Genomic DNA, 23301 nt, shown 5'->3' with positions numbered 1-23301 from the left:
CACCCACCCCCTGAGGTCGCTCAGTCCACCGTCCACGGCCGGATCGCGTTGGCGCGGTCGATGAGGGCGTCGTGCTCCCGGCGGTCGCGCGCCTGCCGGGCGATGGTGCGCAAAGACCGCTCCAGCAGCAGGCGCAGCCCACGCTCGGTCACCTGCGCCCCCAGCACCGCCCCGCCGTCCATCCCCTCCAGCTCGGACGCGTGGGCCAGCGCAGCCTCCCGGACGGCGGCCACCAGCCGATCCCGGGACTGGTCGTCCAGGTACAGGCCGGGCAGCCGGTCCAGCACCTTGCGGAAGTCATCGACCGTGGGCGGGGCCTTGCCGTCCGGAGGGGCCGGCAGGTGCCCCAGCAGGACACGGATCGCGGCGAGCCGGGCGGCGTCGTAGTGGCGGGAGGACTCGGGCACCTCGTCGAGGATCTGCACCGCCGCGCCGCGCCGTCCCGCGGCCAGGCGCAGCCGGGCCAGCCCGAAGGCGGCGCCCACCTGGGAGCGGTCCGGCAGCCACACCGCCCGGTAGAGCCGTTCGGCCTGGTCGAGGCGGCCCAGGTGCTCGGCGCACAGGGCCAGCGCCAGCTTGGGGGCGCCTTCGCCGGGCAGCGCGGCGTAGACCCGGGTGAAGCAGGCGTGGGCGGCGGCGACGTCCCTGCGGGCCAGTTCCAGCAGCCCGCGGTGCCAGGGCACGGTCCAGGCCATCCGGCCGCCCGGTTCCACCAGTTCCTCGGCCTTGGCCAGGTGGCGCTCGGCGGCCTGCAGGTCGCCCAGGTGCAGCCTGGCCCGGCAGGACAGCAGCTCGATCGCGGCGGAGTCGCGGTCGAACTGGGCGAGCTTGCTCAGCAGCATGCCCAGGTCGTCGGCGCCGACCGTCTCCAGGAAGCCGGCCGCCGGGTCGGCGGGGTCCACCCGGAGCGCCGGCAGGCCGGTGGCGATCGCGGGGGCGGACGGCGGGGTGTTCTTCGCCAGCTCGTCGAGCCGGGGGGCCGGCCCGGCCGTCCACCACCGCAGCGGCGGCGCGGTGCCCAGCCCGCCGTCCAGCGGCATCGGGGAGGTGGCGAAGAACGCCGAGGGTTCGGGACGTTCACGTCCGTCGTACAGCGACAGGATTTCCCGCAGCGCGCCGCCCAGCTGTTCGGCCATCTCGGCGGCGGAGCCGAAGCGGGCCTCGGGGTCGGAGTGGGCGGCGCGGGCGATCACCTGGCGCAGGGACTCGGTCTCCTCGGCGGAGCCGTTCTCGGCGACGTCCAGCAACGCCTGCAGGGTTTTGCCGAGCGCGTAAAGGTCTGAGCGCACGGTCAGGCCCTGCTCGGTGATCTCCTGGATGGGGACCTGGAACCCGGGGGTCCCGACGACGGGCGAGGAGCGGTCCTCGATCCTGCGGACGCCCCCCAGGTCGATGAGCTTGATCTGGTCGCCGCTGTGGATGACGTTGGCGGGCTTCATGTCGCAGTACAGCAGACCGCGCCCGTGCAGGTAGTCCAGCGCGTCGAGGATCTCCAGGCCGTAGGAGGCCACGTGCTCGGCCCGCAGCGGACCGCCGAGCGGATGGCCGCCTCTGCGCGCCTCCCCCTCGATCTCCTGCAGGGATTGCCCGACGACGTACTCCATCACGATGTAGTCGATGAGCTCGCCGCTGCGCGGGTCGGGGTGCCGCACGAAGTTCCTGATGCGGACGATGTTGGGGTGGTCGAGCTCGACCAGCGCTTTGCGTTCGGCGTCGACCAGCTCCCGGGCACGGTCGGTGTGCGGGTCGATCAGTCCCTTGACCGCGACGAGGTCGCCGACCCGCTCGTCCTTGGCGAGGTAGACCCAGCCCAGCCCGCCGCGGGCCAGGGTCCCGGTGATCCGGTACTGGTCGCCGACCAGTTCGTCCTCGCGCAGCGTCGGCTCCGAGGAGGACTCCTGGGAGGGGCGCGGCGGCCGGGTGAGCTCCAGCGGGTCGCGGGCCGACACGGTCGGCAGCACGGCCGCCTCGTCGATGTGCGCCCGGCCGGGACCGACGAGCACGCTCCGCCTGACGACGGTGCCGCCCAGGAGGGTGTCGCTGACGGGCCACCAGGGCCGGCCGGGCGGGGCGCAGCCGCACACGTTGCAGAAGCCGCCCTGGTCGATGTACCCCGAGCAGCCGGGCTGGGCGCACGCCGTCATGCCCGCCCCCCGGCGTTCAGGTCATGGTGCAGCTTGCGCCATATCTCCTGGATGTAGTCGTCGACCGCGGCTTTGGCCCGGGGCAGGTCGCAGGGGGCGTGCCACAGCAGGTCGCGGGCGCGGCGGTAGGCCGCCGACAGGTGGAGGTCCTCGGCCAGCCCGCTTTGGTTCTGTCTCGCCTGGAATGCCTCGATGGTCTTGCGCAGTTCGTCGCGCTCGGCCTTCATCTTCTCGACGCGCCGCCCCAGTTTCGTGATCCGCTTCCACCAGCGCTCGGTGGCCTGCTGGAAGACCTCGGCGTCCAGTTCGACCAGCTCCCAGAGCGGCAGCAGGTCCCGGCCGCGGCGCAGCTCGGGCGGCGGGTCGGGCATGTCGGGCACCGAGGTCAGTCGTTCGGCGATCTCATCGCGCCGGGTGCGGACCTGCTCTTCCAGGGCCAGCAGCTCCTCCCACCGTTTTTGGATCCGCCACAGCCGCACGGTGAGGTCTTCATGGCCCGGCAGGTGGATCCAGGCGGTGTCCGCCACCTCTTTGACGGCGATGCGTACCGGCCAGCCGGACTTCAGGTCCAGTCCCTCGATGTGCCGGTGCCGCACTTCTTCCCGCCACTGCCGGGAGAGGATCAACGCCATGAGGGGGCGTGCGCCCAGTTCCAGCACGCGGCGCAGCTCGTCGGCGTCCACCAGGCGGCAGGCGGTGTTCAGATCCGTTCCCACCCAGCCGTTGCTGTCTTTGCTCACTTTGCCGATGTGCAGCGCCACGCGGACGCGCATGGCGCCTTCGGGGTCGCTGTCGGCGTCCTGCTGCAGTTCCCGGTGCAGTTGCCGGACGAGCGGGCCGGTCAGTTCGGCCGGCGATACCCAGGTGGGCAGGATCCAGAACGCCCCGTCGCCTCGGTCCTGCGGGGGGTGGACGTCTTCCCGGACGATCCCGGCGGCGTCCAGCGCGTTCCACATGACCCGGTAGAGCCGTTTGCGCAGCTGTTTTTGGGCACCGTCGGGACGCCTGCCGAATTCCTTGATGTCCACGACGACTATGGGGTGGCGTCCCATCGGTCTCCCCCAATGCGGCGCACCTGTCGGTACAGGGCCGCCCCCTCCGGCTGCTGAGCGCCCGGCCGCTGGATATGACGCAGCTTACCAAGCTCATTATGAGCAACTGTGTCATGTGATACGAAATATTTTCAGTCTGTTGTTCTCCGAAGCCGGAGAGTCCGTCGCCGCACCAGCATGATCGCGCCTTTTCCGACGCGGGACGCCACTTTTCGGTCTTTAGATCACAGGATTTAGGGAAGACCGTTAATGGGTTCGCGGGGCGAGATGGGGAGGGGCTTTCGGGGAGGTCGGTGGGGCGAGCCGCAAGAACGGGGCTCCAAAAGCCCAGGTGGCCCGGCGGAGGAATCCGCCGGGCCACCTGCATTCGGCTGAGCGACCCCCTGCGGCGCCGGGCGCGGAAGCCGACGCGGCGACCGCCTTCGCCCGCCCGGGCCACCGCGCCGCCGAATCCGACACGTCCGCTTCGACCTGCGGGAACGCCGCGCTGAAAGGTTCGGCGCCCGCCGGCGGAACCCCGCCGGGCGCGCGGCGGGCGACGCCGCGGCCGATCCGGCGCGGGGTCAGTTCAGGACGGGCAGGTTCCCGCCGAGCAGGCCGCCCAGCAGGGCGGTGACGGGATTGCCGTCGGTGGTCCTGTCGGGAACCCGCTGCCGGTCGACCTTGACGTTGAACGCGTTGTCCCGGAACTCCGCCGAGGTGCCGAAGTCCGCGTGCGCCGCCGCCGCGCCGAACGCCAGGCAGCCGGCCGCGACGGTCCCGACGAGTGCCGCACGATACGAAGCTTTGACCATCGGTGCTCCTTTGTGTCCGACCGAATGGGCACCGAAAGTAGCAGCGCCGCCAAGGACGCCAAGAGACGGACGCGCAAAGAGGATTCCCGGAAACGGTATTCCCCCGGCAGCTCCCCCGCCCCACGAGCACCTTGAGGAAGTTTCACCGCAGTTGACCTGGGACGTTCGATATGAGCCCGCTTTTCTCCGCACTCGCGGGAATCCCGGGTCGGCCCCGGCGGATTCGTTCTTCCCCCTTCGGCCTTCCCGGCCGTTCTCCGCCGGAATGTCCTCCCGCGCCGCCGCCCGCTCGGCGGCTTTTTCAACACGCCGTCGCCGCGGCTTGAGAGGGGGCATCGCGGCAGCCGGCACCGCCCGGGCCCCCGCCCCCGGCTTCCTGGGCCACGCGCCTGAAAAGCGTTCACTTCTTTCCGCCGCGGTCTGTGCGGGCCCGTTCCGGGTAGGCAGCCTCAGGAGCTGCGGTGGGCGCCGGCAGCACGTCCGGCGGGGCACGGGACCACACCCCTGCCCGCCGGTACCGTCCATGCGGCCGTCCCACCGCCGCCCGCGCCGCCCGGACCCGCCAGAGCACCGGATCCTCCGCCTCTCCACTGGACGGCCCCGGGCGTCCCGGAAGTCGGGACCTGCCCCGATGACGGGCTGTGATCAGGCACAACTAGGCTGATGAGGAACTTGTTGGGAGGAAATACACGTGCACGAGAGGCTTGAGCCGATCTTTGAGGAGGTCGTCCGGCGCAACCCTGGTGAGCTGGAGTTCCACCAGGCCGTACGCGAGGTGTTCGAGAGCGTGGGGCCGGTGATCGCCAAGCACCCGGAGTTCACCGAGGCAAAGATCATCGAGCGGATCTGCGAACCGGAACGGCAGATCATCTTCCGGGTGCCGTGGACCGACGACAAGGGCGAGGTCCACGTCAACCGGGGGTTCCGGGTCGAGTTCAACAGCGCCCTGGGCCCCTACAAGGGGGGCCTGCGCTTCCACCCCTCGGTGAACCTGGGCATCGTGAAGTTCCTGGGCTTTGAGCAGATCTTCAAAAACAGCCTGACCGGCCTGCCCATCGGGGGCGGCAAGGGCGGCTCCGACTTCGACCCCAAGGGCCGCTCGGACGCGGAGATCATGCGCTTCTGCCAGAGCTTCATGACCGAGCTGTACCGGTACCTGGGCGAGCACACCGACGTCCCCGCCGGGGACATCGGGGTGGGCTCCCGCGAGGTCGGCTACCTGTTCGGCCAGTACAAGCGCATCACCAACCGCTACGAGTCCGGGGTGCTGACCGGCAAGCCGCTGCTGGTGGGCGGGGCGCAGGTGCGCCCGGAGGCCACCGGGTACGGGCTGGCCTTCTTCGTGGATGAGATGCTCAAGGCCCGCGGCGCCTCCTTCGACGGGCGGCGGGTGGTCGTCTCCGGGTCCGGCAACGTGGCCATCTACGCCATCGAGAAGGTCACCCAGCTCGGCGGCGTCGTGGTGGCCTGCTCGGACTCCTCCGGCTACGTGCTGGACGAAAAGGGCATCGACCTGCCGCTGCTGAAGGAGATCAAGGAGGTCCGCCGGCAGCGGATCTCCGAGTACGCCAAGGCGCGGGCCGGCAGCGGCGCGGTCTTCGTCCCCGGCCGCAGCGTCTGGGAGGTCCCCTGCGAGGTGGCGCTGCCGTCGGCCACCCAGAACGAGATCACCGGCGCCGACGCCCGCACCATGGTCGGCAACGGCTGCATCGCGGTGGGCGAGGGCGCCAACATGCCCACCATGCCCGAGGCGATCCGCATCTTCCGGGAGGCCGGGGTGGCCTTCGGGCCGGGCAAGGCGGCCAACGCCGGCGGGGTGGCCACCAGCGCCCTGGAGATGCAGCAGAACGCCAGCCGCGACTCCTGGTCGTTTGAGTACTCCGAGAACCGCCTGCGCCAGATCATGCAGGACATCCACACCCGCTGCCTGGAGACCGCCGACGCCTACGGCATGCCGGGCGACTACGTGGCCGGGGCCAACATCGACGGCTTCACCCGGGTGGCCGAGGCGATGCTGACCCTCGGTCTCATCTAGCGGGCCGATCGAGGTCGCCCCAGAGGACCTTCGTCCCTGCGAACACCTCGCTGACCTGGGGAAACCTGGTTGTGAACCGGTCAGATCGGCCCCATGAGGGAGGCGGGCGCATTGGACGAGATCACGGTCCTCCACCAGGAGGGCGACGAGTTCGCGATCCTGGTTCGCGACCATGTCATCCGCGTCGACCAGCCGTACCGGTCGGGGGGCCGGGACGCCGGCCCCACGCCCGTGGAGCTGTTCGTCGCGAGCCTGGCCGCCTGCGCGGCCCACTACGGCCGCCGCTACCTGGCCAGGCACGGGCTGCGCAGCGAGGGCCTGGAGGTCACCGCCGACTACACGATGTCCATGGCCCGCCCCGCCCGGATCCCCCGGGTGCGGCTGCAGGTCCGCTGCCCGACCGACCTGCCCGCCACCCACCTGGAGGGGCTGAAGCGGGCGATGGAGGGCTGCACCGTGCACAACACGCTGCACCGGCCCCCGGCCGTCCGGCTGGAGATCGAGCAGCCCGCCTCGAAGGCGGCCTGAAACCGCACGCGCCGGGAGGGGGCGAAGCCGGTCCCTTATGCGACCGGCCTTCGCCTCCCCGGCGCGCCGGGGCCGCGTCGTCTTGTGAAGGACGGGCGGTGCAGGGCGCCGTTCAGGTCGAACAGCGCTTTTTCGGCGACCTGCGGATCATCGGAGGCGAGCGCGCGCAGCCGGTCGGGCAAGTCGGCGGCGCTGCCATAGGCGTGGCTCAGGCGGCGCCATCTGTTCCGATCGAGCGGTTCTCTCAGCCGATCAAGAAATCGCCACATCGCGGTTCCCAGTGAACCTTATTCCAGCACGTGGTCTTGGGAACCGGAGACGGCCTCCAGAGCGATATCCGAGGTCATGACATTGCAGGTCACAGCATCGTTCTCGACTTCGAGGCCCCGTCCCCGCCTGCGGGAACGTCGTGTTGAAAAAGGCTCATCGCCGGATGCGTTCTGCGGCGGCCACGGCCATGTCCCGGTAGGCCAGATCGGTGGCGATCAGATCTTTTTCGATACGGGTGGCCAGCACGCGGGGACTGGTGGCGATCTCCTCGATGGCGGCGAGAGCAGGGGCGGCGGCAGGGCCGATGTCGCCCAGGCACTGCACCGCCAGCATTCCGACCGGTGTGGCCTCGACGCCCTCGATCAGGCGGGGAAGGGTCCGTTCGGCGTCGCCGGTGATGCGATACAGGGCGCAGGCCGCGCCCGTGCCGTACAACGAACTTTTCAGATGCCTTCTGATCAGCTTCACCACTGGAGCGGCCCGGTCACCGAGTCCGCACAACAGCTCGACTGCGTGGTCGGACAGTCCGCCTTTCAGGCCCTCGCCCAGCACTCGCAGCGGTTCCTCGGCGTCCCCGGTGATCTGCCACAGGGCCCAGGCCGCCGCGTCCCGGGCGATGGGGTCGGCGTCCGGCTCCAGGAGGCCGCGCAAATGCGGGACGGCCGCGGCGGCGGCGGAGCCGAGGGTTCCCAGGGTCCACGCACAGGCGGGGACCGCCGTTCCGCGTTCCAGCACTCCGATCAGCTCCGGCAGCAGCGGCAATGCCCGGGGGCCCCAGGACCTCAGCCCGATCAGCACGCCGATCAGCGTGTCGCCGGGGAGCTGGGGGTTCTGCCGCGGCGCCCGCAGATACGCGGCGACGTGCGGGATCAGCTCTTGGGCGGCGCCCCGCAGGCCTTCCAGCGCGCGGCCGATGGGGATCGGCAGCCGCGGCTCGGCCAGCTCGGCGGTCACCGTGGGGATCGCCCGGGCGTCGCCGACGAGGCTCAACGCCCAGGCGGCGTTCCCGCTGACCTCCGCTTCCGGATCGTCCAGCAGTTCGGCCAGCCGATCGGCCACATCGGCGATGCGCGGCCCGCCTTGCACGATCTGCCGGGTGGCGGCGATGCGCACGGACGCCTCGGGATCGGCGCACAGTTCCACCAGTGACGGCAGCAAGGTCTGCGGGCCGGCACGCCAGGTCAGCATCACCTCACCGGCCAGTGGGAGCGCCTTGAGGCGTTCGGCGGAGTCGGTGGTTCGCAGCGCCTGCACCGCGACGGCGAGATGAGTGTCTGCGTCGTCGCTGAGAGCCGACAGCAGGAACTCGGCGCGGCCCTGGGAGGACGTCCACGGTTGATCATCAAGTGCGGACCGCTCGGCTCTCAGCTCCGCGCCGATCGCCTCGCATGCGGCGTCGTCGAGCCCCGCCCCGCAACGCGCCAGGGCCACGCCCGCCGCCACGCGGACCTCCCGCGCCCGCGCCGCCCGGAGCCGTTCCCGCAGCCAGGCGACCGGCCGCTGCCGGCGCCGGCGGGCCAGCTCCCCCACCGAGAGGATCATGCTCGCGGCGGTGCCGACGTCCTCCTCGCGAGCCGCCCTGTCCTGCAGGGCCGGAAGCGGATCTGAGCCGTGGCCGGGAAAGCGGGCCAGGATGCGAGCGGCTTCGGCACGGACCTCCGGGTCCCCGTCCTCCAGCAGCCGCGCCAGCGTCGGCGCCTGAGCCTGGACCGCGGTCCGGGCGGCGCGCGCCCATTCCAGCTGGGCGGGAAAGTTGAGAAGGTCGCTGTCGCCGCCCAGAGCGGCGATCTCCTCCAGCTCCCACACCGCGTCGGCGATATCGAACATGAGGCGGAGCAGCCGCGGCCGATGGTGGGTTCGCGGCGCAGCCGCCAGCTCGGCCAGGAACGGGACGACGGTCGGGCTCGCCGAATAGACCATCGCCTCCTCGGTCTCCCACAGCACCGACTCCAGTCTCTCGACCGCCTCCCCGGCCTGGCCGGCGTCGTCTGAAGCCGCCTCGCGCAGCAGGCGGGGGATGGCCGTGGCCCTGCCGTAGGCGTGCTTGAGACGTCGCCAGTCGATGCCGTCAAGGTTCATCCGCCCAGTCCTTCGGGTCGTCTCCCAGAGGTTTGTGTTCGGCCGACAAGTCTTGCGGAGCGGGGCCGGGGGCGTCCCCACCTCTGGGGCCGGGCCATTGTCCGCCTTTCGCCATCACGCGACAGTTCATCTACCGAACGCTCCTCGATATGCACTGCTTTCGGGTGGTCGGCGCTTCGCGGAGCGTCGTGCGTCCGTGCTCGTCCCCGGCGCCGCGCGACGCGCCCGTGGTGGTGCTGTTCCACGGCGGCGGCGCGGCCACCAACGTCATGCCCGCCGCCTACCCGGACGTCTTCGCCGCCGGCGCGGTCTTCTTCGGCATGCCCTACGGCCGCGCCGACACCGAGGAGGACCACTTCACCACCGGCGCCTTCGGCCCGTGCTCCGGCTCCTACTTCACCGTCCCGCCCCGGCAGTGGGGCGGACCGCATCCGCCCGGCCCACCCCGGCCATAGCGGGCCGCGGCCCCGCGTCCAGATCTGGCACGGCGGCAACGGCGTCGGTGGGTTATGGCCTGATCTGCGGGCCGTACCACGCCGCCGGGTTCTTCGGCCTGGGCGCCTCCGGCCCGGGTGAGCCCGCAGAGCCCGGCGGGCGGCCGTGCTGCACCGCCACCAACGGCGAGCACGTCAGCGCGGGCCGGGCGCGCACCGTTCTGCCGGTCTACGCCAACGGCTCCAACGGCTACATGGGGACCCGCGGCAGCCCGGTCAGGCGCAGCCTGCTGCAGACCGGCCCCGGCCACTGCGAACTCGTCGGCTCCTGCCCGTGACCTTCGCGTGAGGGCCGTGGCCCCCGGCCGGGGACCACGGTCCTTCGCCTTGCCCGCCCGCCGGTGCAGATGCGCCGTCCGCCCAGGTCACCGGTGCATCCCGCAGGCCCTGCGGGCGACCGGGGCCGGTCGGCCGCCCCGACGCTCAGGAGTCCCGGTGGGTGTGGTGGCGGACGAGCGGCGCCAGTTCGGGGGCGGAACGCGCGACGGTCTGCCGGACGCGGATCTCCGCCGGCGGCCCGAAAGCGTCATACAGCTCGCCGAAGACCTCATGGGCGCGCCGGCGCGGCCAGTCGTCCGGCAGCAGCTCCTCGGGCGGCTTGGGGTCGAGGCCGGGAAAGTGCAGCCGGTCGTACATCAGCTCGGTGCGGGCCCGCAGCGCCTCCGCCGCGCCGACGACGCCCCGGCCGGCCCGGTGCAGCGCCGCGCGGGCGGCGGCCGGGGAGATGCCGAACTCGCCGAGCAGGGCGACCAGCGCGGCCGAGGGCAGGTGCTCGGGCCGTCCGCTCCAGTAGTCGCCGAGCAGGGTGACCAGCAGGTGCCGGGGCTTGGCCCCGCACCGCGGCCTGGGCAGGCCGACCTGCCGCTCCCCGGCCGGTGCGCTCGTCATGCCGCCCAGTCCATGGACGGCACTGTGTCTTCCGGCCGGGTGATGATCTGCATTCCGTCTGTGAAAAGGCCGGCGGCGGCCGCGAGGAGAACGGCCGCCGCCGGGGACGGGGGCGGCCCCGCCTTGTGCCGGCGGGGCCGCGGTGAACCTTTTCCGCACGCCGCCTCTCCCGGCGGGGACGGGCCTTGGGCGGTCAAGGGCGATGCGGTGACCTGGAAGGACGTGGTCGTGGACACCGCTGAGGCCCGTCCCCGGATCTCAGGTCGCGTGCCGGAGAAGGTTCAGTGATCACATGGGGCAGGTGAAGCGGGCGTCGGAGAAGTCCGACAGCAGGCCGGTGCTGGGCGGCGGGCACAGGAACTGGGTGTAGCGGGTGTCATCGTCGATGAACCGCTTCATCCAGGCGATCATGTACTTGGCCATCTGGGTGTTGGTGATGTTCGGGAAGAAGTGGCTGGCGTTGTCCAGCTCCAGGTAGGCCTTCTCCGGCGCGTTGGACAGGCTGTTGTAGAACGGGATGGAGTGCGTGGCGACCGGCGCGACGGCGTCGAGCTCACCGCCGATGATCAGGGTCGGGGTGCGCACTTCCGGCCAGGTCTTGTCCAGGTTCCAGGGGGCCAGCGGGATGGCGGCCTTCAGCGAGGTGCGGGCCTTGGCGGCCTCCAGCGAGCCGCCGCCGCCCATCGAGTGGCCGGCCACCGCCAGGCGCGAGGCGTCCACCCGGTCGCGGACCGCGCTGCGCTGGGTCAGGTAGTCCAGGGCGGCCAGCAGCTGCTGACCGCGCTGGTCGGGCTGGTCCAGGGTGGTGTTGGTCTCGATGCCGATGACCACGAAGCCCTGGGAGGCCAGCCGGTGGCCCAGCCACTCCAGGCTGGACCAGTAGGCGGTGAAGCCGGGCGAGATGGCGATGGCGCCGAAGGTGCCCTCGCTGGTGGTGGTCGGGTAGTAGATCTTGCCTCCGCCGAAGCCGGACACGCTCAGCCGCGAGACGGTGATCTCAGCGGTGTTGAACGGCCCGCGGGCGGCGGTGATGCTGGCCTCCGTGGGGTTGGGACCCCGCTGGTAGGGGTTGGCCGCCGCCTGTGCGGGGGAGGCGGCGACCAGGGCGCTGGCGGCCAGCGCTGCGGCGGGCAGCAGGCTGAGGGCCCTCTTGAGGGTGCGCTTCATCGGACCGGACTTCCTTTCCTGCGATGGCTCACGGGCCTTGAGTCCGCGAGCCGGTCCCCTTGGAGGGGCGGGAGGGACCACGCCGACCGCTCGGCCCTCCATGACCGGGTGGTCGGACTAGCGAGGAGTTTGAGCGCGAAAAGGGCATCTCGAAATCGGTGAAATCACCAGTCCTGTGCGAGACGACCGTTTGTTGTCGCCGCAAGACGGCACAGGGGGCGGGAGTTGTAGGGCCTCACAGCGTCTTTTCGTCACCGCACACGAGGAATCGCGGTCTCGCCGTTCCAACGGCCCCGTGACGCGGCGCGCAACGCTTCCGAAGCGGTGGCGCCGACCCGCGGCGGGCGTCCCGCTCCGGCGGCCCCGTGCGTTGCAGACCCGCCAAGACGGGTATCGGCCGGGCATGACGCACGCCACTGGTCCGTCCGGGCAACCCGATGACGCCACGATCGAGGCGGTCGGCAAACTGAGCGAGGCGCTGGAGACCGTCGAGCGCGCCCGCGGGCACCTGTACTCCTTCCACCAGCTCATCGGCGGCGCCGACTTCGCCGTCGAGGACGCGGCCGACCTGCTGGCCCGGGCCGGTCACCGGCAGCTGGCCGAGGAGCTGAGACGGCAGATCATGGGCCGCAACGTGCTGCCGGGCCGGTGGACCTTCCAGGTCGTGGAGGAGTTCGACGACACCTACTACGAGCCGTTCCGGGCGTTCGAACGCCGCGTCCGCGACGAGCTGACCGGCGGCCGGCGGCACCTGCATGAAGCCCGCATGAAGGAGGAGCGCCGCACCCACGGCCTCCCGGGCCACGAGGCCACACCCGAGGGGTGAGCCTTTTGCCCTGCGCCTCGGGCATCGCGGTCTCGGCGAGGCCGCCTCTGCGGTGCCGCACCGCCGATTTTTTCTTCACCCGACCCATAGGTCTATGCGATGGCCGGATGGCGGCCACTGAAGCGTTCATCTCTTGGAAGGGACGGCCGCCACGGCGATGAACGGTCACTGAAAAGCCGTCGGGTTTTTCAAATAGCCCCTCTCTTGGGGCGATGGCATGCTCGGCCCCGCTGCCCGTCCCATACTCGACGGCCCCGGGAGCGTCCCCTGGCAAGCGCCTGCCACCTACGGAAACGCTTCTCCCCGGGAGGGTTGGGCGAACCACGGCCGAAAGCCGCTCATCCAGAATCCGATTCTGGATTGTGAATCAGATGCTAAACGCGCATGGCAATGCATGAGACGGCTTCATACCACCCTTTTCCACCCTGAGTCACAGTCGTCAGTGCCCACTTTTCCCGCCGGACGGCGATCGCCCCCGCTCGCCCGTCCGGCGCGCCACCCCAGTGGAGTGACGATGCGACTTGCACGACTGCTGACCTGCATGCTCACCGGAGCGGCCGTGGCCGGCACCGCCCTGGTGGCGCCGCCGGCCGCCGCCGCGGCACCGTCGCTGTGCCAAAGCAGCGATGAGGACATCTACACCGCCCCGCAGACCATCACCGGCGACCCCGGGGACCTGCTCGCCTGCCGGCAGACCTCGCTGCCGCTGATCCCCGGCGTCAAGATGAAGGCCTGGAAGATCAAGTACGTCTCCACCGACGTACGCGGCGACAAGATCGCGGTATCGGGGTTCGTGGCGATCCCGGACAAGGCGTGGACGCGCGGCGGGTCCCGTCCCACGGTGGCCTTCAGCCCCGGCACGCTCGGCTCCGGGTCGCAGTGCGCGCTCTCCAAGCAGATGGCCGGCGCCCAGGTCGACTCCTATGAGGCCGGCAACCTGCGCAAGTTCCTGGAGGCCGGGTTCGCGATCGCCGCCTCCGACGGGGTCGGCTACATGAACGGCCAGGTCCACACCTACACGGTGGGCCTGAACGCCGGGCATGCGATCTTGGACGCGGTGCGCGCCGCGCGGCAGATCCCCGGCGGCTCGCTCACCGCCGACGGCAAGGTCGGCCTCGCCGGTTACTCCGAGGGCGGCTTCAACACCCTGTGGGCCGCGCAGCTGGCCTCCTCCTACGCCCCCGAGCTGAACGTGGTGGGCGCCGCCGCCGGCGGCGTGCCCGGCGACCTGAAGCTGGTCGCCGAACGGCTCAACGGCGGTCCCTTCGCCGGGTTCCTGGCCGACGCGGTGGTCGGGCTGAGCGCCGCCTACCCGCAGATGCCCTTCGACGAGCTGCTCAACGACCGGGGCCGGCGTGCGGTCCAGGAGGTCAAGAGCAACTGCCTGTTCGGGACGCTGGGCGCCTTCGCCTTCCGCAAGCTGGAGGACTTCACCACCGACCGGCTGACCCTGCCCCGGATCTACGCCCTGGCCGGCCCCGACGGCACCACCTGGGGTGAGATCATCGACGCCCAGAAGCTCGGCGTGGGCATCGGCACCCCCGCCTCCGGCGCCCCCTACAAGATCGGCTTCCCGGTGCTGCAGTACCGCGGACTGCTGGAGGAGATCATCCCGCACGAGGCCGAGGACGGCACCCGCCGGCGCTACTGCCAGGCCGGCATCACCACCCAATGGCGCCTCTACGTCGGTGAGCACCTGACCACCGACTGGCTGGCCGCCGGCGACGTCACCGACTGGCTCGGCGACCGCTTCGCCGGGAAACGCGCCACCGGCAACTGCTGAACAAGCCCTTCGGCCCGGACGGTGTCCCTCCACCGTCCGGGCCGAGGCATGTCAGGTGTTCTGCGGCGGCCGCTACGGGACGTTCTGCGCACGACCAGCCGCTCGGATCCCCCGGTATACGCATTCAGCCCGATCTTGACGGACGACGCCGCATCCTCGCCGTCCCGGAAGCTCTGACGGCCCGCGCTCAAGGACAGGCCGCCCCGCACACGACCGGCAGGGCCGCAGAAGACCCGGCCGGGCCTTCTGCCGCGCACAACCGGCCGGCCAAGCCGCCGGGCTCCCGGCATAAGCGCTCAGCCGACGCCCACGGACGCCACCCGATCTCTCAGGGCTTTGAGACGGCACGCGCCCAGGGACCCGATGCCCTCCCCGCGCACGGGAAGCCCCGGTCACTCCTGGGCGGCGCCGCGTTTCCAGTAGCCGGAGAAGTAGATGGCCTCCCGGTCGATGCCGCGGTCGTCGACCAGGTGGCGGCGGATCTGCTTGACGGCCGACGACTCGGCCGCCACCCAGGCATAAGGGCGTCCAGGCGGCAGGCCCGCCTCACGGACGGCGGCGAGCAGCGACTCCCCGTCGCTGCGGTGCACCCACCTCACCTCGGCCCCTTTGGGCGCATCGAGGTGCTGCCGCTCCTCGGGGGAGGCGACCTCCACGAACACCCGGGCGGTGGCGTCCCGCGGCAGCGACTCGAGGATGGCTCCGATGGCGGGCAGCGCGGTCTCGTCCCCGGCCAGCAGCACCCAGTCGGTGCCGGGCGGCGGAGCGTACTCGGCGCGCGGCCCCCACAGCCCCACGTGGTCGCCGGGCCGGGCGTTGCTCGCCCAGCGGGACCCGGGCCCCTCGTCCCCGTGCAGCACGAAGTCGATGTCGACCTCGCCCAGCTCGGGGCGGTGCCGGCGGATGGTGTAGGTGCGGAAGACCGCCCGCACCGGCTCCCTCTGCCAGCGCTCCCACCAGTCGTCGCCGGTGGGGTAGACGGGACGGTCCTCGCCCGGCAGCGGGAAGAAGACTTTGACGCGGTGGTCCAGTCCCGCGCCGGGGAAGTCCTCCAGCCCGCCCAAAGTGATGCGGGTCATGTGCGGGGTCAGCGGCGTGACCCGGGTGACCTGGGCGGAAAAGTGCCGGTAGCTCACTGATGCGCCTCGATCAGACTGCGCGGACGCAGGTCCGTCCAGTGGGTGCGGACATACTCCAGGCACGCCTCGCGGCGGTCGGGCCCGAACGCGGTGGACCATCCGGCGGGGACGGCGGCGAACACCGGCCACAGGGAGTGCCGGCCCTCGGCGTTGACGAGCACCAGGTAGTCGGCCTCGGGGTCCTCGAACGGGTTGGTCATCGGGGTGCCTCCTTGCGTCGTCACCACGGGCGTCCCGGCCCGGGACGGCGGGGCCGGTCCCCCGCCGTCCCGGCGCCGGGCGGGGTCAGTCGGCCTTGGCCGCGGCTTCGGCGATCTTGGGAACGACGTTGTCGACCACGTAGGGGGCCGACAGCGGGGTGGGAGTGCGCAGCGGCCAGAACGACTGCAGGTCCAGCGCCACGTACGAGCCGCGCTTGACCACATCCAGGCTGGAGAACAGCTTGTTCTGCTCGAACTTGCGCTGCAGGGCGGTGTCGTTGTTGTAGTGCGAGATCAGCACGTCCACATCCAGCACGCCGAGCTTTTCGGTGCTCAGCTCGACGGCGAAGCTGTCACCGGGCAGGTTCTTGATCTGCTCGGGCAGCACCATCCCGAACCCGTTGAGGGTCTTGACGGAGATGTCCTCGGTGGACTTCATCACCCCGAGGTTGCCGTTGGGGAAGGTGCTGGTGAAGGCGAACTCCTTGCCCTGCAGCTGCGGGTACTTGTCCTTGACCTCGTTGAGCTTGGCCTCGACCTCGGCGACCAGCTTCTCCCCGTCGGCGGGACGGCCGATGGCCTGGGCGACCTGGCGGGCGATCATCTGCCAGGAGTCCTCATACGGGCCGGTCTGGTAGGCCGTGGTGGGGGCCAGCTTGGAGAGCTTGTCATAGGCCTTGTCGATGTAGTAGTCGCCGCCGGCCAGGATCAGGTCGGGCTTGAGCGCGGCGATCTCATCCAGGTTGAACCCCGAGTCGGTGGCCCGCAGCATCTTGGGCTTGGGGTCCTTGACCTTGGGAGCGGTCCAGGGGGCCAGCCCGTCCTTTTGCACGCCGGTCAGTTCTGCCATGCCGACCGGCTGCACGCCCAGCGCCAGCAGAGTGTCCTGGTCGACCTCGCCGAGCGCGACGATGCGCTTGGGCGGTTCCTTGATCGTGGTGGTGCCGAGCTTGTGGGTGAGGGTGACCGGGAAGGCGCCCTGGCCCGTCCCGGAGGCGGCCGGTTCGTCCTCAGAGTCACCGCCGCAGGCCGCCACCAGGCCCAGGCTCAGCACGAGCGCACTGGTCGCGGCCAGCCGCCGCATCATCGTACGCATGGGGGATGCGTGTCCTTCCTTGTGTATGGCTGTCACCGCATAGGGCAGATTATTTAGGTAAGGCTTGCCTAAGCTAGCAAGATTCACTGATCTCCGGAAGCGTCCGGCATCCAACGATTCGGCAACGGCCCGCCCGCCCCGGCGACGACCTCCTGCTACGCACCCGCCCTCAGGACGCCGGATCGCCTGAAGTGTGAGAAACCACACCGGGACGCACGATCGCGACCGGGCAGCGGGCGTGGTGAACGATGCCGTGGCTGACCGACCCCAGCCGCAGGGCGCGCAGCCCGCGCCGGTCATGGGCGCCCACGGCGACCAGATCGGCCCGCTGCGAGGCCACGGTCAACGCGTGCACCGGGTGATCACGGACGACGTCGACCACCGTCTCCAGCTCCGGGTAGCGGTCCCGCAGCGGGGCGATGGCCTCCTCGATCGACCGCCGCAGGGACCGGGCGGTCTGCTCGGCGTCCACCCCGTCGGCGATGCGGGCCGGCAGCCGCCACCCGTGCACCGCCCGCAGCCTCGCCTTGCGCAGCGAGGCCGCCTCGAAGGCGTACTCCAAAACGCCCCGGCTCTCGACGGACGGGTCGATCCCGGCGACCACCTCGCCATGGGCCGGCCCGCCGGCCTCCCCGCGCACGATGACCACCGGGCCGGGCGTATGACCGGCCACATGCAGCCCCGTCGAGCCCAGCAGCAGACCGGCGAAGCCCCCCGTGCCGTGGGAGCCGACGACGATCTCAAAGGCGGTGTCCGCCTGCCCCTGCAGGGCCTGCTCGGGCGACCCCATGACCAGCTCGGTGCCGACCTCCAGCTCCGGGTGGCGCCGCCGGGCCAGCCGTTCGGCCTCCTCCAGGACGAGCCGTCCCGAACCCTCCAGCGAGACCATCAGATCCGCCGAGCCCACCACCACCGCGGTGCCCATCCCCCAGGGCTGCACCGCGTGGACGATGCGCAGCGGCCGTCCCCGGAGCATCGCCTCGTCGGCGGCCCATGCGACGGCGTGCTCGGCTCCGGCGGAGCCGTCGGTGCCGACGACCACGGGCGCCGTGGAGGTCTGCGAAGGATGCGCCATGACATGCCTCCCCGCTCAAGGACGGCCGGACCGGCCCAGTGCCGGCAGGGCCGTCCTACCCACTCCGGCGCCGAAGATGAGCGGCCCGGCTGTGCGCTTGCGGGCGTCCCTAAAGGCAGGACGAGCTTCGGCGGGCGGGCTCATTTGAACGGCTCGGCCGCGCGGGCGGCATCACCGGATGGACGATCCCCTCGCCTTCCAGGCCGTGCAGGGTGACGGTGAGCATCCGCCGGCTGCTGCCCTCGATCTTTCATTCGGGTCCGTTGAGGCGCCTGGCGCCGCAACCGATCTCGGCGATCATCTACAGCGGTCGCTTGTCCCCGATCCGGTCAGGACGCCGCGGGCCCGGCACGGGGACGGTGTCCAGTGTGGCTCCGTGACCTGCATGGTCGCCTCCAGGCGTCCGAGGAGGCGGAAAAAACGCCTTGGTGGGCTTCACCGTCCGCCGTCAGCGCCGGCCGGCGAGGACGGTGATGATGGCCCGTCCTCACGCAACCGCGTAATACGGGCGCAGGAGGAGCTGGACCAGGAGACACAGCGGTGGACTCTCCCATAGTGGGAGCGTCCACGATGAGGACGTGCACGCCGAGCCGGGGCAAGCGCCCCGAAAAGAACCGACGACCCAAGCGGCCATTCCCGCCCCGGAGGTCAGGCCATGACCACGCTGATAGACATCGACGCCCGCGGCATGCAGCACTGCGAGACGACCGCGCTGGGGGTGCTGCTGCGGCACCAAGGGCTCGACCTGTCCGAGCCCATGCTGTTCGGCCTCGGCTCTGGGTTGTCCTTCATCTACTGGGACGGCAAGAACCTGGACTTTCCCTTCCTCGGGGGACGGGTCAAGCCGTTCGAGCTCACCAAGAACCTGGCCGCCCGGCTGGGGCTGGAGCTTGCGGTCCACGAAACCTCCTCGCCCCGCAAGGCCTGGGAGAACGTGGCGTCCGCCATCGACGCCGGCCGTCCGGTCGGGTTGCAGCTCGACAGCCACCACCTGGACTACTTCACCCCGAAGGTGCACTTCGCCGGTCACATCGTGGCCATGTACGGCTACGACGACCGCACCGCCTACCTGGTGGACACCGACTCCCAAGGCGGGGCGGTGACCACCAGCCTGGACGGCCTCGCCCAGGCCAGGGCCGCGCGCGGGCCGATGGCCGCCAAGCACCGTTCCTTCACCCTCACCGTTCCCAAGGACGCGCCCTCCCCGCAGAGCCGGATCGTCCCCGCCATCACCGCCTGCGCCGACGCCTTCCTCAACCCGCCGATCGCCAACCTGGGGTACCGGGGCATCGAGAAGGCCGGGAAGCTGGTGCGCACCTGGCTCCAGCGCGCCGGCGACCCCCGGCGGGATCTGCCGCAGGCCGCCTTCCTGATGGAGAAGGGCGGCACCGGCGGCGCCCTGTTCCGCAACCTCTACCGCGACTTCCTCGCCGAATGCGCCCAATCGATCGACAGCGATCACCTGCGCACCGGGCACAGGCTGTACGCCGAGGCGGCCACCCTGTGGACGGAGACCGCGACGCTGATCGCCAAAGCCGGCGAATCGGGCGACGCGCAGTGCCTGGACCAGGCCGGTGACCTCCTCGGCGACCTTTCACGTCTGGAACGCGAGGCCATGCAGACACTGCGCCGCCTGGCGGAGTGAGCCTTCCTCAACACGCCGTCTCCGCAGGCCGAGACAGGGGCATCGCAATCAGGGACGACGCCGGGGCCTGGAACGAAACGACGTAGACACCCGGCCCGGCGTCCGCAAGGGAGCACTTCGGAGCACATCCCGCCGGCACCGGTGCTCCGGCGAGGCCGAACGCCCCGGCGGCAAATGCTCGTCTCATGACCCAGCCATGGGCTGATCCGTTGCTTGCCGGGGCGTCCACAGGGGTACCGGAGGTAACCGAGACCCACCACGATCATGAGCGAACAAGATCAGACGATGCGGCCGTCACACCACCCGAGACACTCGGTCAACGACGAAGTGGTGGCCGCATGAAACAGACCTGGAGCCTGACGGAGTTCACCGAGACCCGGGAACTGGGGCGCGGCGCCCAGGGACGCGTGGTGCTGGCCCGTCACCGCAAGTCCGGTGCCCTGGTGGCGATCAAATACCTGGAGCGGGCCGCCCCGGAGGCCCTGGCCGGGCTGCGCGCCGAGGCCCAGATGCTGGGACGGCTGCGCAGCCCCCACGTCGTGCGGCTCTACCAGTTCGTGGAAACCCCCCAGGGCGCGGCGATCGTCATGGAGGCGGTCAACGGGGTGTCGCTGCGCGCGATCCTCGACAAGCACGGCGCACTGGCCCCCGAGGCGGCGCTGACCGTGCTGAAAGGGTCGCTGCTCGGGCTGGCCGCCGCGCACTCGGTGGGCGTGGTGCACCGCGACTACAAACCGGCCAACGTCGTGGTGCGCGAGGACGGGCTGAGCAAGCTCGTCGACTTCGGCGTGGCGGCGCTGGCCGGGCAGGGCTCGTCCTCCGGCACCCCCGCCTACATGGCCCCCGAGCAGTGGCGCGGCGAACCGGCCTCACCGGCCACGGACGTGTACGCCGCCACCGGCGTCTTCCTCGAATGCGTGACCGGACGGCGGCCCTTCGCAGGCGTGGAGGCGGCCGCGCTGATGCACCACCACCTGAACGTCCCCGTCCCGCTGAACGACGTGCCCGAGCCGCTGCGGCCCCTGATCGCCCGGGGCATGGCCAAGGACCCCGGGCAGCGCCCGCCCGGGGCCGCCGCGTTCGTGGCCGAGCTGGAGGCCACCGCCCGCGCCGCCTACGGGCCGGACTGGGAGCGGCGCGGCATCGGGGCGCTGGCGGGCGCCGCCGTGGCGCTGGCCTCCCTGTTCCCGCTGACCGCGCTGGCCGTGACCCCGGCGGGGGCGGCCGTGGCGGGCGGCTCGGTGGCCTCCTCGGTGGGCCAGGGGCTGCTGGCCACCGCGGCGGGCAAGGTGACGATCGCGGTGGCCGGCACCGCCGTGGTCGCCGCCTCGGCCGGCACGGTGACCTACGCGACCCGGGATGCCTCCCCCGCCCCGCGGCCGTCCCCCGCCGCCGTCGTCACCACGGCCACCGAGAGCTGGACGAGCGCCAACCCGCGGGTGGTGCTCCAGAACGCCCAGTACGTGCGGGTCAGCGGCCTGCGCGACGCCGCGCTGCAGCAGCGGATCAACCGCGCGCTGCGGGCCCCGCTGGACCGGCTCATCAAGATGGGCCGCGAGCACGCCGTCCGAAGCAGGACGGCATGCGAGGGGCGTCCCACGCAGATCTACTCCACCGTCCGCCTGGGGGTGCGCGGCCCCGCGCTGGTCTCGGTGCGCTACCGGCTGTGGAGCGACTGGTGCCAGGCGGCCGACGGGATGCCCGCCGGGGAGGTCGTCACCATCGACCTGCGCACCGGACGCAGGCTCACCGCCACCGACGTGTTCCGCCCGCAGACCCTGACGCCCACGGGCCTGAGCAGGCTGCAGAGCCTGGTCGTCCAGCGCGAGCCGGACCCGCCGTGGTCGAACTGCGCACCCGAGGGCCGGTTCACCAGGAAGCACTTCGGCGACTGGACCGCCCCGGCCGGCGACCGGGAACCGCCGATGCTCAGCGCGTTCTTCACTCCCAGCGCCTTCGAACTGGCCTGGCACGTGAGCGGCAGCGACGGCTGCCAGACCCTGACCTTCACCGCCCCCTATGCCAAGGTCCGCGACCTGCTCCAGCCTTCGGTGCTGTCACTGCTGAACCCGTCGCCCACCCCGTCCTGATCCCGGCGCCCTGCCGCCGCCTTCCGCGGCGCTGCTCCTTGGTCCCGGACGAAAGGCCACGCCTCCGCACCGGGCCGGCGATGCAGCACCATGGGCCTGCCACACGCACCGATACGCCACGTCCTCGTGCCGGGCCAGGGCACGCAGCCCCCGAACCTGCCGCAAGCACCGACCCGCCACACCTCCGCACGGGAACGGTGATGCAGCACCATGGGCCTGCCACACACCGGTACACCACGTCCTCGTACCGGGGCGAGGCATGTGGCGCCATGGGGCTGCCGCACGTACCGGTACACCACGCCTTCGTGCCGGGACGGGGCATGCGAAAGCCCAGGGCGGGCACAGCGCGCTTGTTCGGCCGCGCGTTTCACCCTCCCTGGGCCGGGTCGCTGTTATCTGTTCCTGGCCAGGGCCTCCTGGCTGGGGCCGCTGCCGCCGCTACCGGGCCTGCTGCTCTTGCTGCACCTCCTGGTCGGCTCGCTGGATCTGCTGCGGCTGCTGGGCCTGCTGGCTCTGCTTGTTCTGCTGAGCCCGGGCCTGCTGAGCCTGCTGGTTCTGTTGTGCCTGGGCCTGCCGGTTCTGTTGTGCCTGTCGGTTCTGCTGAGCTTGCTGGTTCTGCTGGGCCTGTCGGTTCTGCTGGGCCTGCCGACCCCGCTGAGCCGATCGTCCTTCCTGAGCCTGCTGGGCCTCTTGGGCCTGCTGAATCTGTTGGGACTGCTGGGACTGTGGAGCTTGCTGGGCCTGCTGGGCTTGCAGCGCCTGCCATGCCTGCTGGGCCTGCTGGGACTGCTGGACGTGCGGCAGCTTGTAGGCCCACTGCTCATAGAAGGCCCGCCTGGCCTGGTCGGCCTGCTGCGGCGACATCACCATCCGAGGCCGCTGCGCCTGTTGCGCTAGCTGCGCCTGCTGCTCTTGTCGAGCTTGTCGCTCTTGTCGGGCCTGCTGTCCTTGCCGGGCCTGCTGGGGCTGCTGCATGTGCGCCAGCTCATGCGTCCCCTGCCGTTGGAAGATCTGTCCTGCCCGCTCCATCTGCTGCGGCAGCAGCACCGCCTGAGGCTGCTGCACCTGCAGAGGCTGCCGCATCTGCGCGGGCTGCTGGATCTCATGCCGCCCCTGCTGGGGCTGCTGCACCTGCCAGATCTGCCGGGACTGCTGGACGTGCGGCAGCTTGTAGGCCCACTGCTCATAGAAGGCCCGCCTGGCCTGGTCGGCCTGCTGCGGCGACAGCACCACCCGAGGCCGCTGCACCTGCTGCCCCTGCTGCGGCGACAGCACCCCTTGAGAGTGCTGCATCTGCGGCCTCTGTTTCGACGGCAGCAGTCTCACCCACTGTCCGTTCCTGCACACCCACCCGGTGCCGTTCTCCCTGGGGTAGAAGACCGCCCCTTCGGCGTAGTTCTGCCCGCGCAGGTGGCAGTCGGCCGGACGTCCGATCGATGCGGCGGAAGCCGTGGGCAGAGCGGACAGCACGGCGGTGACCGCCGCCACGGACGTTCCCATGGTGATCGCCTGTCGCGCTGAGATCATGTCCTTTTCCTCCTGGTGTCCCTGGTGTGCGGGCGGGTGCCCTCCCGGGGGCCTCGAGCCACCGATGGCGGCCCGCCCGATCTCTCCCTTCCCCCCTATGTCACTCAGAGTCACCATCTATCGACAAAGAGCAATATCAATGTCGATCGATACCGGCATGGCCGCTAGACAGGCCGAGCCCCGCCCCACCCTCGAACCGAGACCGGCGCGCGACAGCCAGACCACCACAGGCGAAAGCACAAACCGTCCCTGGCCGCGGCACCGCCCGAAAGCAGCACGCAAAACGACCCATTGGTCTCGAATCCACCCCACGGCCCGGGCAAAGCCACCGTTCCCCGCAGCTCAGCCGATCGTCGAGCGAGCCGGGCCACCGCTTACACGCAGCAACCGGCAAAGTCCCGAATCGCCCCGCAGGCCGGCGCCTCACCGGTGACGCGCTCGCACCCGGCCCGGAGACGGACTCAAAGAC

General features: G+C 71.1%; 20 protein-coding genes. 9 read left to right on the top strand and 11 right to left on the bottom strand.

What is annotated here, in order from left to right; translation table 11 throughout:
- Positions 1 to 20: 20 nt before the first annotated feature.
- The 3 genes from TCUR_RS01950 to TCUR_RS01940 all read right to left on the bottom strand — a co-directional run bounded on the left by TCUR_RS01950 (position 21) and on the right by TCUR_RS01940 (position 3990).
- On the bottom strand, positions 21 to 2144 hold the full coding sequence (locus tag TCUR_RS01950; RefSeq protein WP_012850783.1) for a serine/threonine protein kinase: 2124 nt from the start codon (positions 2142 to 2144) through the stop codon (positions 21 to 23).
- Positions 2141 to 3196: a hypothetical protein gene (locus TCUR_RS24530; RefSeq protein ID WP_012850782.1), complete on the bottom strand. Its 1056-nt coding sequence runs from the start codon at positions 3194 to 3196 to the stop codon at positions 2141 to 2143. The genes TCUR_RS01950 and TCUR_RS24530 overlap by 4 nt, the downstream gene beginning before the upstream one ends.
- Before the next feature lie 563 nt (positions 3197 to 3759).
- Entirely contained in the window at positions 3760 to 3990 is a 231-nt protein-coding gene (locus TCUR_RS01940) for a hypothetical protein (protein WP_012850781.1), read from the bottom strand.
- A 691-nt stretch (positions 3991 to 4681) separates the two neighbouring features.
- On the opposite strand from TCUR_RS01940, the gene gdhA reads away from it, so the two are divergent.
- The 3 genes from gdhA (at position 4682) to TCUR_RS01925 (ending at position 6837) form a co-directional block, all read left to right on the top strand.
- Complete coding sequence (gene gdhA / locus TCUR_RS01935) at positions 4682 to 6025, top strand: NADP-specific glutamate dehydrogenase (RefSeq protein ID WP_012850780.1); 1344 nt, start codon at positions 4682 to 4684, stop codon at positions 6023 to 6025.
- A 111-nt stretch (positions 6026 to 6136) separates the two neighbouring features.
- The gene (locus TCUR_RS01930; protein WP_012850779.1) at positions 6137 to 6553 is read left to right on the top strand and encodes an OsmC family protein; all 417 of its coding nucleotides are present in this window, start codon (positions 6137 to 6139) and stop codon (positions 6551 to 6553) included.
- Positions 6554 to 6651: 98 nt separating this feature from the next.
- A complete protein-coding gene (locus TCUR_RS01925) occupies positions 6652 to 6837 on the top strand; it encodes a hypothetical protein (RefSeq protein WP_041439212.1) in 186 nt (61 codons plus the stop codon).
- A gap of 139 nt (positions 6838 to 6976) precedes the next feature.
- On the opposite strand, the gene TCUR_RS01920 is transcribed toward TCUR_RS01925, so the two are convergent.
- Complete coding sequence (locus tag TCUR_RS01920; RefSeq protein ID WP_012850777.1) at positions 6977 to 8902, bottom strand: HEAT repeat domain-containing protein; 1926 nt, start codon at positions 8900 to 8902, stop codon at positions 6977 to 6979.
- 188 nt (positions 8903 to 9090) lie between these two features.
- On the opposite strand from TCUR_RS01920, the gene TCUR_RS01915 reads away from it, so the two are divergent.
- On the top strand, positions 9091 to 9357 hold the full coding sequence (locus tag TCUR_RS01915; RefSeq protein ID WP_041439210.1) for a hypothetical protein: 267 nt from the start codon (positions 9091 to 9093) through the stop codon (positions 9355 to 9357).
- 47 nt (positions 9358 to 9404) lie between these two features.
- Positions 9405 to 9674: a hypothetical protein gene (locus TCUR_RS01910; RefSeq protein ID WP_041439208.1), complete on the top strand. Its 270-nt coding sequence runs from the start codon at positions 9405 to 9407 to the stop codon at positions 9672 to 9674.
- 145 nt (positions 9675 to 9819) lie between these two features.
- Here TCUR_RS01910 and TCUR_RS01905 read toward each other — a convergent pair whose 3' ends face one another.
- A complete protein-coding gene (locus TCUR_RS01905) occupies positions 9820 to 10284 on the bottom strand; it encodes a PaaX family transcriptional regulator C-terminal domain-containing protein (protein WP_012850776.1) in 465 nt (154 codons plus the stop codon).
- Positions 10285 to 10572: 288 nt separating this feature from the next.
- Positions 10573 to 11451: an alpha/beta hydrolase family protein gene (locus TCUR_RS01900; protein WP_012850775.1), complete on the bottom strand. Its 879-nt coding sequence runs from the start codon at positions 11449 to 11451 to the stop codon at positions 10573 to 10575.
- 403 nt (positions 11452 to 11854) lie between these two features.
- Between TCUR_RS01900 and TCUR_RS01895 the strand changes: the two genes are divergently transcribed.
- The gene (locus tag TCUR_RS01895) at positions 11855 to 12277 is read left to right on the top strand and encodes a hypothetical protein (protein ID WP_012850774.1); all 423 of its coding nucleotides are present in this window, start codon (positions 11855 to 11857) and stop codon (positions 12275 to 12277) included.
- Positions 12278 to 12791: 514 nt separating this feature from the next.
- Positions 12792 to 14060 (top strand): lipase family protein, encoded by a 1269-nt coding sequence (locus TCUR_RS01890; protein WP_012850773.1) that lies wholly within the window; start codon positions 12792 to 12794, stop codon positions 14058 to 14060.
- Between the two features lie 392 nt (positions 14061 to 14452).
- Here TCUR_RS01890 and TCUR_RS01885 read toward each other — a convergent pair whose 3' ends face one another.
- The 4 genes from TCUR_RS01885 to TCUR_RS01870 all read right to left on the bottom strand — a co-directional run bounded on the left by TCUR_RS01885 (position 14453) and on the right by TCUR_RS01870 (position 17570).
- Entirely contained in the window at positions 14453 to 15196 is a 744-nt protein-coding gene (locus tag TCUR_RS01885; RefSeq protein ID WP_012850772.1) for a siderophore-interacting protein, read from the bottom strand.
- On the bottom strand, positions 15193 to 15399 hold the full coding sequence (locus TCUR_RS01880) for an MbtH family protein (RefSeq protein ID WP_012850771.1): 207 nt from the start codon (positions 15397 to 15399) through the stop codon (positions 15193 to 15195). Before TCUR_RS01880 ends, TCUR_RS01885 begins: the two co-directional genes overlap by 4 nt.
- 85 nt (positions 15400 to 15484) lie before the next feature.
- Positions 15485 to 16495, bottom strand: a complete 1011-nt coding sequence (locus tag TCUR_RS01875; protein WP_083789744.1) for an iron-siderophore ABC transporter substrate-binding protein — start codon at positions 16493 to 16495, stop codon at positions 15485 to 15487.
- 169 nt (positions 16496 to 16664) lie between these two features.
- A complete protein-coding gene (locus TCUR_RS01870) occupies positions 16665 to 17570 on the bottom strand; it encodes a universal stress protein (RefSeq protein WP_012850769.1) in 906 nt (301 codons plus the stop codon).
- Positions 17571 to 18225: 655 nt separating this feature from the next.
- On the opposite strand from TCUR_RS01870, the gene TCUR_RS01865 reads away from it, so the two are divergent.
- Both TCUR_RS01865 and TCUR_RS27395 read left to right on the top strand, forming a co-directional pair.
- Positions 18226 to 19215 carry a BtrH N-terminal domain-containing protein gene (locus TCUR_RS01865; protein WP_012850768.1) on the top strand — a complete coding sequence of 330 codons (990 nt, stop codon included), beginning with the start codon at positions 18226 to 18228 and terminating at the stop codon, positions 19213 to 19215.
- A gap of 338 nt (positions 19216 to 19553) precedes the next feature.
- On the top strand, positions 19554 to 21305 hold the full coding sequence (locus TCUR_RS27395; RefSeq protein WP_012850767.1) for a serine/threonine-protein kinase: 1752 nt from the start codon (positions 19554 to 19556) through the stop codon (positions 21303 to 21305).
- Positions 21306 to 21743: 438 nt separating this feature from the next.
- Here the strand turns inward: TCUR_RS27395 and TCUR_RS26835 are convergent, their stop codons facing one another.
- Positions 21744 to 22832: a hypothetical protein gene (locus tag TCUR_RS26835; RefSeq protein ID WP_012850766.1), complete on the bottom strand. Its 1089-nt coding sequence runs from the start codon at positions 22830 to 22832 to the stop codon at positions 21744 to 21746.
- Between the last annotated feature and the right edge of the window lie 469 nt (positions 22833 to 23301).

The sequence above is a fragment of the Thermomonospora curvata DSM 43183 genome (assembly GCF_000024385.1).
GTDB lineage: Bacteria > Actinomycetota > Actinomycetes > Streptosporangiales > Streptosporangiaceae > Thermomonospora > Thermomonospora curvata.
This window is presented reverse-complemented; position numbering and strand designations above follow the sequence as displayed.